Source organism: Methanohalobium sp. (genome assembly GCF_046546175.1).
Lineage (GTDB): Archaea > Halobacteriota > Methanosarcinia > Methanosarcinales > Methanosarcinaceae > Methanohalobium.
This window is the reverse complement of sequence record NZ_JBKGYF010000071.1, coordinates 1-8302: the sequence shown is the minus strand read 5'-3', so window position 1 is coordinate 8302 and position 8302 is coordinate 1. Positions and strand designations below refer to the sequence as shown.

The 8302-nt window shown below is 38.3% G+C and carries 10 protein-coding genes; 7 read left to right on the top strand and 3 right to left on the bottom strand.

Going from position 1 to position 8302, the window contains the following annotated elements:
- Nucleotides 1-78: 78 nt before the first annotated feature.
- The 3 genes from ACLFMM_RS07760 to ACLFMM_RS07750 form a co-directional block, all read right to left on the bottom strand.
- Complete coding sequence (locus ACLFMM_RS07760; RefSeq protein ID WP_410808161.1) at nucleotides 79-855, bottom strand: 23S rRNA (uridine(2552)-2'-O)-methyltransferase; 777 nt, start codon at nucleotides 853-855, stop codon at nucleotides 79-81.
- 219 nt (nucleotides 856-1074) lie between these two features.
- Nucleotides 1075-1272, bottom strand: a complete 198-nt coding sequence (locus ACLFMM_RS07755) for a hypothetical protein (RefSeq protein ID WP_410808160.1) — start codon at nucleotides 1270-1272, stop codon at nucleotides 1075-1077.
- 91 nt (nucleotides 1273-1363) lie between these two features.
- The gene (locus tag ACLFMM_RS07750; protein WP_410808159.1) at nucleotides 1364-2389 is read right to left on the bottom strand and encodes a Vms1/Ankzf1 family peptidyl-tRNA hydrolase; all 1026 of its coding nucleotides are present in this window, start codon (nucleotides 2387-2389) and stop codon (nucleotides 1364-1366) included.
- A gap of 120 nt (nucleotides 2390-2509) precedes the next feature.
- Here ACLFMM_RS07750 and coaBC point away from each other — a divergent pair, with 120 nt between their 5' ends.
- The 7 genes from coaBC to ACLFMM_RS07715 all read left to right on the top strand — a co-directional run.
- Nucleotides 2510-3742, top strand: coding sequence for a bifunctional phosphopantothenoylcysteine decarboxylase/phosphopantothenate--cysteine ligase CoaBC (gene coaBC, locus ACLFMM_RS07745; RefSeq protein WP_410808158.1), 1233 nt, complete (start codon nucleotides 2510-2512; stop codon nucleotides 3740-3742).
- A gap of 11 nt (nucleotides 3743-3753) precedes the next feature.
- Nucleotides 3754-4626: a pantoate kinase gene (locus tag ACLFMM_RS07740; protein WP_410808157.1), complete on the top strand. Its 873-nt coding sequence runs from the start codon at nucleotides 3754-3756 to the stop codon at nucleotides 4624-4626.
- A gap of 182 nt (nucleotides 4627-4808) precedes the next feature.
- Entirely contained in the window at nucleotides 4809-5273 is a 465-nt protein-coding gene (locus ACLFMM_RS07735) for a hypothetical protein (protein WP_410808156.1), read from the top strand.
- Nucleotides 5274-5498: 225 nt separating this feature from the next.
- Entirely contained in the window at nucleotides 5499-5756 is a 258-nt protein-coding gene (locus ACLFMM_RS07730) for a zinc ribbon domain-containing protein (protein WP_410808162.1), read from the top strand.
- A 115-nt stretch (nucleotides 5757-5871) separates the two neighbouring features.
- Nucleotides 5872-6636, top strand: a complete 765-nt coding sequence (locus tag ACLFMM_RS07725; RefSeq protein ID WP_410808155.1) for a 4-phosphopantoate--beta-alanine ligase — start codon at nucleotides 5872-5874, stop codon at nucleotides 6634-6636.
- A gap of 53 nt (nucleotides 6637-6689) precedes the next feature.
- Entirely contained in the window at nucleotides 6690-7988 is a 1299-nt protein-coding gene (locus ACLFMM_RS07720; RefSeq protein WP_410808154.1) for an amidohydrolase family protein, read from the top strand.
- 29 nt (nucleotides 7989-8017) lie between these two features.
- Nucleotides 8018-8302, top strand: a 285-nt coding sequence (locus tag ACLFMM_RS07715; RefSeq protein ID WP_410808153.1) for an adenosylhomocysteinase, incomplete at its 3' end; no start/stop codon positions are given.

The window sequence follows — 8302 nt, the reverse complement described above, 5'->3', positions numbered from 1 at the left end:
AAATCTATAGATTCTTTACCTTCTTTAATAGTTTCAGGCATTAATAACCCCCACTTACCAATCTAGGTTGCTGGTATATTAAAATTTGGTTAGGTATTCAACAACATCTGCAAATGCAAAACTGGGTTTTACGTCTTTTATCCTTATTTTGACCCTGTCACCAATATTCACATCTTTGACAAATATAACAAATCCATTAATAGTAACAGTACCATCACCACCAGAACCAAGGCTGGTAATTTCCACATCATGTTCTTCATTCTTTTTCACGGGTGTTTTCAGGAAATCCCTGCCGATAACATAGATTTCCGCACTTTGGGACCTTGAAGCTCTGGGCTCATGAGCTTTAACATATGCAAAATTGGTTTTCACCTTGTCAAGAAAATCATTGAACATGTCACCCTGGAAAACTTTAACAACAAAGTTGCCGCCGGGTTTGAGTACCTGTTTTGCAAATTCAAGTGCTGATTCTACAAGATCTATTGAACGGGCATGGTCAAGGTTCCAGTTTCCTGAGAGGTTGGGAGCTGCGTCTGATATGACAACATCTACACCCTCATCTCCGATAATTTTCAGTGTCTTACTAATAGTTCTGTCCGATGTCATATCCCCTTTTACGGTTTCAACACCTTCAACCGGTTTAATCCTCTGCAAATCCACACCGACAACTTTGCCGTCTGATATATCCTTGGCAACCTGCAGCCATCCACCAGGAGCTGCTCCCAGGTCTACAACAGTATCATTCTTTTTAATTACATGGAATCTGTTATTTATCTGTAACAGTTTGTAGGCAGCTCTTGATCTGTATCCTTCATCCTTTGCAAGCCAATAGAATCTATCCTTTTTTCGAGCCATGATAAATCTCAACAGGATTGTTTTTGAAATATATAATACCTTATGTTATGCAAGCATATAATTTTACAAGGGTTATAGATATATTTTTATAATGCGGCAATATACGTATGGGAGTGGGGGGGGGTATAGGAATCTAAAAAAATAGATTGCGTATATTGCCTGAGGCAACTAGGATTGCAACCTTTTTTAAAAACTTTTCTAAATTTGTTTTAGGATTGTTTATTTCTGGGTAACAGCAACAAGAGACATGCCGAGTTTGTTTTCCAGTTCTTGTACCTGTTTTAATTTGTCATCACTGAGGTCAGCTGCTTTTATATTTGTATCTGAAAATGCAAGCAATGTAACCCCTAATTTCTTCTCCAAGTCATTGATAGCTTTTATATTTTCATCATTAAGCTTAGAAAAACTCCATACCATTTATATCACCCAATATAAATTGAGGTATACAGGTACTTAATAGTTGCGAAAAGTTAAATGTATATAAAAAATGAAATTCTGATGTTTTTTATTATATCTGATACCTCCTGCAACTCAGAGCATTTTTCAGGATGTTATTGAGATTATACTTCTCGATTTTGTTATCCATCGGTTTTTCTATTACGGGTAAATTGTGGTTCAGGTCTTTCAGGACCAGTCTTGTTAATTCCCTGTCTCCACCGACGATTATATAATCAACCTCATTTTCAATACCATCCATTACTTTGTTATATTCGGATTGCACTTTTTCGATATGGTGGGATATATCTTCGTTTCTTAACTCTTCGAATCGTTTCTGGCTGAATCCACCTTTTTTATGTTTTGCTTTGACACTGCTTTTTATTATCCTGTAGTTTTCAAATTCACCTGTATTTGCAATTCCTACAAATGATTCGCCTGCATGAGCCTGAAGGATGCAGATTTTGAAATCCTGTTCCAGTATAGTTTTTAACTGTTCAATCTGGAAATCTTTTCCTATTTCCCATTTGGATTCTCTTACTGGAAAAGGTGGCACGATGACTTCGCATATTACAGAGTCTGTATCATAAAACAATATACATCCTGTAAAAGATTCGATTTTTGCAAGCAAACTCTGGGTTTTTTCATCGATGTCATCTAGTATTCTGTTGGGATTTTTGAGGTTTGATAACAAGTCACCAGGTTTCAAATATACTGTTATCAGTGAATCATCATTTGACCTCATGGATTGTATTTTTAAAAGCCAATTCTGGATTTTTGATGGATATAATATTTCTATATTCCTGAATTTGATATCCTGCAAATTGTTCATTTCTTCCTTTAATGATTCTATTTCATTCTGCAGTGTTTCTATTTTTATATTGGCGGCATTGAGTTTTTCTTCTGCTTCCTGTTTTTCAGATATTGCACGTTTGGTGTTTTTTTCTTTTTTCTCAAGTCTTCTTTGTAATTTTTGGGATTCGACTTCCAGTTCCATTATATACGACTGCATTTCATCAATTTGTTTTTCAAGTTTTTGCTTACCTGATATTTTTCCGATTAAAGAATTTAGGTGGGCGGTTTTTTTCTGATTGTTCATATAGTGTACGATGTTTTATCTCATCAAATAAAAATTATGCTTCATATATTTATATAAAAACATTAATGAAATCTTGTTTACAAAATCTACTTATTATTATAAAACCAGAAGAAGATTATAATGAATAACTATGGACGTACTCATCCTACAAAATGGATACAGAACCAGAAAAGCAGTTCACTGGATGGTAAAACGATAGTTCTCGGAGTGACTGGAAGTATTGCAGCTGTACGTGTGGTAGAACTTGCAAGGGAGTTGATACGAAACGGAGCTGAGGTTTATGCAGTTACAACGGATGCCTCTAAATGGATAATAAATCCATGCGCTCTTCATTATGCTACTGGAAATGATGTGATAACAGAGCTTACAGGGGTTTTGGAACATGTAAAATTCTGTGGTTTTAAAGGATGTGCAGACCTTTTATTGATTGCTCCTGCGACAGCCAATACAATCAGTAAAATTGCGAATGGTATAGATGACACCCCTGTGACAACTTTTGCAACAACTGCACTGGGTTCAGACATTCCTTTTATGGTGGTGCCTGCTATGCACGAATCCATGTACAATCATCCAGGAGTAGTAGAAAATATTGACAAATTAAAGTTATGGGGTGTCTCTTTTGTAGACCCGTATTTTAAAGAAGGTGTGGCAAAAATCGCTTCAAATGATATGATTGTATTAAATGTGGAGCATGCTATAGGAAACAATGACTTTGCTGGTAAAAAAGTACTGATAACAGGAGGAGCAACAGCAGAACCCATAGACCCTATAAGGTTTCTTACTAACCGCTCATCAGGAAAAACCGGTGTGGAACTGGCTCTTGAAGCCTATAGAAGAGGTTCAGAAGTTACAATTGTTCACAGAAACCAGCTGAATATACCTGGAATAAACGAAGTATATGTAGAAAGCGCTGACCAGATGATTGATGCTGTACTCAATGAACTTGGAAAGGGCTATGATGCACTTATCAGTTCAGCTGCAATTTCTGATTATACAATTGATGAATCCCCACATAAAATCAAATCAGGTAAAGATGAATTATCACTTGTATTAAAACCCACAAGGAAACTGTTATATGAAGTTCGTAATTCTTACCCTGAACTTGTAATAGCTGGTTTTAAGGCAGAAAATGGAGTGACAGTAGACGAGCTTATATTAAGGGCTAAAAACCTGCAGCAAAAATATGGTCTTGATTTTGTGGTTGCAAATGATGTCGATAAGAAGGGAATGGGTGACAAGACCAATGAGGTATATATTATGAATTCATATAATACAAACCCTCTTCATGTAAATGGTTCCAAACGATTAATTGCCAGTAAACTTCTTGATAAACTGGTTGAAAAACTGAGTTGAGGAGCTTGTTGATGTCAAAAGTATGCGAAGGTAAGGGATTTGCTCCCGGTCATATAACAGGTTTTTTTGAAATTCATAAACATAAAGCCCATCAAAAAAAAGGTTCTACCGGCTGCGGACTGGTACTTGATCAGGGTATTGAATCTGAAGTGCAGGTTGGGGATTCTACAGACAGAACTCAGGTTTTTTTAAACGGCTCATTAGTTCGGGCAGATACTGTTAATATGACTGCTGAAATGCTGACAGACGTACCTGTAATTGTTAATATTACAGCAAACATACCAGTAGGTTGTGGATTTGGAGCTTCAGGTGCAGGTGCTTTGAGTGTAGCTTACGCTCTTAACAAGGCATTATCTTTGAATTATACATCCAATCATCTTGCAGATATTGCCCATCTGGCAGAAGTAAAAACCGGATGTGGCCTGGGAGATGTAACAGCGCAATTGTATAGTGGTACTGTTATCAGAACAAGACCCGGTAAACCCTCTGGTACTGGGGTGGATTTCATACCTTCCGGAAATTTTACTGTATTATCCACTGTTTTGGGGAATGTATCAACAAAATCTGTAATTGAAGACAAGCAAATGGTTGATAGAATCAATTCCGCAGGCAGAAAAGCCATGTGTTCTGTTCTGGACTATCCAACAATTGATAATTTCATACTCCGGGCTAAAGAATTTACGATTGAAACGGGTCTTTTAAAAGACAGAGCAAAAGATGTGATCGAGGCAGTTGAAACATCTGGAGGGAAAGCATCTCAGGCTATGCTTGGTGACACTGTATTCGCAATTCCCTGTGAAGGAAACGAAGATGAAGTCTACAGGGTCATGTCTGAATTCGGTGAAGTTCTAAGGTTTAACTCAGGTACAGGTTGTTATTCCTGATTTTTTAACTCTGGAGCGTGAAGTCTCCCTGCGTAGCTGGCTGATGAGAGAGTCTAATGAATATATATGTCATTATAAAATCGCTAACAAGTAAAAATTTATAAATATTTTCATGTCAAATAGTAAATTATGTATCAGACTTTACCGATACGGATTAACCTACATCTGACCAGGAAGAATTATTGTGGGTACTGTCTGAGAAATGCAGGTTGATGTACAACTTTGCTATCGCAGAACGAAGAAATGCCCGCTGGAACAACATCAAGGGAAGCTACAGTAAGCAGCAGAACGATTTACCCAAAATCAAGAAACAGTATCCAGAATATAAGTGGGTGTGTTCCAAAGTATTGCAGTCTGTATTGAAACGGCTTGATGCTAACTACAAATCGTTCTTCTCTTTGAGAAGAAACAGTGATGAGACTGCTAGGCTACCAAAGTTTAGAGGTGAAGGCTACTTCTTTACAATAACCTATAACCAGTCTGGATTTGGAATGACTGATTATAAACGTAATACTATAACCTACAACAGTATCGATACAACCAATTATCTGTCTGGTGCAAATGACCCTGAATATATAGATAATGATGAAGTTATCATCAGTTCAGCTGAGAGATTTTCAGCACAAGAAAACGAGGAACGTCGTTGACAATACTGACGCAAATGTGATAATAATCGGCAATTTATCAGCCAAACATATTGCATCAAGCAAGAAAGGAGATAAGAAATTCGATAAAAGTACGCACCGCGGTACTCATAATTCAGGTTACATCGGACGGTTCGCTCAATTTCTAGCACTCTAAATCAAAGATTTAGAGTTATCTTTAAATCTGCGATTTAAAGAACCTACAAATCATTAAGAGGAGGTAAAAGAATAATAGAAATTGATGAATCATATACCTCTCAGGACTGCTGTAATTGTGGCTATCGGCAAAAGATGACTCTATACGAGAGAACCAATAACTGTTCTTATTGTGGACAGTCTATCGATACGGATAAAAACAGTGTTATAGTGATTATGGAGAGGTATTTACGACAGAATGCCCTGTGGACGAGCTATCAGCGGTTTGCTGATAATCTAAGACAGACAGGCCTGTTAATCGGGATGAATCATCAATCATTACCAAAATGATACGGGCACTCGCAGGAAGCTCCGTCTGCAACAGATGGAGTAGTTCACTCAATTAACCTTATCTAGATAAATTGAGATAAGGTAGTATATAATATATAAAATTACAGTTGTTATTATGACTCAAATTCCGCAAGATCATCCAAGATATAAATCACTCATAACCCGGGAAAATACTGTTGAAGGAGTGGAAAAAGGTATAACAAGCATACAGGGATTGATTGCTCAGGGTAGGGGTGAAGCATTTGATTATCTTATTGGAGAGTGCAGTACTGATTCAGCAAAACAGGCAGAGAGAGTAGCAGTATCCTACCTGTTCATTGCTGAAAATCCTGTAATATCGGTTAATGGTAACACTGCAGCTCTTGTACCGGATGAACTGGTAGTATTATCTGATATTACAGGATCATCACTTGAAGTGAATCTCTTTCATAGGAGCAAAAAGAGAATCGATAGAATAGTAGAGCATTTGGAATCACATGGCGCTAGAAATGTTCTTGGCGTAAAAGGAGATTCAACTCTGGATTTGTCTCATGACAGAAGATTGGTGGACCATGACGGTATATATGGTGCAGACGTGGTACTTGTACCACTGGAAGATGGTGACAGGTGTGAAACATTATCAAAAATGAACAAAGTTGTTATAGCAATTGATCTAAACCCACTATCCCGTACGTCCAGATGTGCGAACGTCACGATAATTGATAATATAACCCGTGCTTTTGAGAATATGCTGCAGCATGCGGATGAAATGAAATCTTTTACAGATGACCAATTCAAGGATATAATTGATAATTATGATAACAATCAGGTCATCTCATCAGCACTTCATGAAATAGAAAATAGGCTTAAAACCCTTTCAAAAGAGTTTGGCAAAACATAAAACTAAAGAAAATTATTACTATTTTAGGATTTATTTCAATTTGGGGAGTATATATGGCTGATATCATCATAAGAAATGGATACATTCTGACAATGGATTTTGCCACCGAATTCAGGAATGGGGTTGTAGTGATTGAAAACGGTGTTATAACAGAAGTTGCAGAATCCACGAACCAGAGTGCTGACAGAATTATCGATGCAAAGGGTGGGGTTGTAATGCCTGGTTTTGTCAATACCCATACTCATGCTGCAATGACATTGTTCAGGGGGTATGCAGATGATTTGCCGCTTGAAGAATGGCTCAAGGATTATATCTGGCCTGCTGAAGAACATTTAAACAAAAACGATGTCTACACCGGAACATTGCTTGCCTGCCTGGAAATGGTCAAATCAGGTACAACCTCTTTTGCTGATATGTATATTCATATGAATGATGCGGCCCAGGCAGTTAAAGATTCGGGTTTAAGAGCAGCTCTTTCTTATGGTTTGATTGATGTGGGTGAAAACCGATCCACAGATATCGAATTATCCAAGGGTAAACGATTTGTTCTGGACTGGAATGGAGAGGCAGAAGGTCGAATCATAACAATGTATGGACCGCATGCGCCTTATTCCTGCACACAGAGACTAATAAAAGGGGTAAAAGAAGAGGCACGCAAGGATAACGTGAAGGTCCATATCCATGTGCTTGAAACCGAGTCCGAGTTAAACCAGATGAAGGAACAGTATGGCATGTGTTCAGTCAATCTACTGGATAGACTTGGATTTCTAGACTCTGAAGTACTTGCAGCACACTGTGTCTGGCTGTCAGATGATGATATAGAAATCCTGCGAGGTCGTGGAGTACATGTATCCCATAACCCGGTCAGCAACATGAAACTGGCATCAGGGGTAGCACCGGTACCAAAGATGCTTGACAGAGGGGTAAATGTGTCACTTGGTACCGATGGCTGTGCTTCCAATAACAACAACCTGGATATGTTTGAAGAGATGAAGACCGCAGCACTTCTTCATAAGGTAGAATCACTTAACCCGACGGTTTTACCAGCCATGCAGGTACTTGAAATGGCGACAGTAAACGGTTCAAAAGCACTTGGTATCAAAAGCGGCATACTAAGAGAGGGTTACAATGCCGATGTAATTATAGTTGACATGAACAAACCCCATCTTACACCTGTCTATGATATTCATTCACACCTTGTTTATTCTGCATCAGGAAGCGATGTCAGAACAACCATTGTAGACGGTAGAGTATTGATGAAGGATTATAACGTCCTGTGCATGGACGAGCAGGATGTGCTGGACAGAGCCAGAGAAGCAGCAGCCAATCTGGTAGCTCGTGTTAAATTCTGAATTTATATATTACTAGTGGAGTTTTGAAAATGACTGATAATGAATTAATTGAATCCGGTAACCAGAAGATAAAATGGGCAAGGAACTACATGCCGGTTCTGTCGATTATAAGGGATGAGTTCGAATCCGAAAAACCACTGAAGGGTCACAGGATAGCTATGGCACTGCATGTGGAAGCCAAAACTGCTGTACTTGTGGAAACACTCGCAGCAGGTGGTGCTGAAATAGCAATTACCGGATGCAATCCCCTGAGCACCCAGGATGATGTTGCTGCAGCATTGAATACAAGGGACAATGTATCATGCTATGCAAAA

Excerpts from the sequence above, each read along its gene's own strand:
- ACLFMM_RS07720 (WP_410808154.1), top strand. The coding sequence starts at position 6,690 with ATGGCTGATATCATCATAAGAAATGGATACATTCTGACAATGGATTTT.
- ACLFMM_RS07725 (WP_410808155.1), top strand. The coding sequence starts at position 5,872 with ATGACTCAAATTCCGCAAGATCATCCAAGATATAAATCACTCATAACC.
- ACLFMM_RS07760 (WP_410808161.1), bottom strand. The coding sequence starts at position 855 with ATGGCTCGAAAAAAGGATAGATTCTATTGGCTTGCAAAGGATGAAGGA.
- ACLFMM_RS07750 (WP_410808159.1), bottom strand. The coding sequence starts at position 2,389 with ATGAACAATCAGAAAAAAACCGCCCACCTAAATTCTTTAATCGGAAAA.
- ACLFMM_RS07755 (WP_410808160.1), bottom strand. The coding sequence starts at position 1,272 with ATGGTATGGAGTTTTTCTAAGCTTAATGATGAAAATATAAAAGCTATC.
- ACLFMM_RS07740 (WP_410808157.1), top strand. The coding sequence starts at position 3,754 with ATGTCAAAAGTATGCGAAGGTAAGGGATTTGCTCCCGGTCATATAACA.
- coaBC (WP_410808158.1), top strand. The coding sequence starts at position 2,510 with ATGAATAACTATGGACGTACTCATCCTACAAAATGGATACAGAACCAG.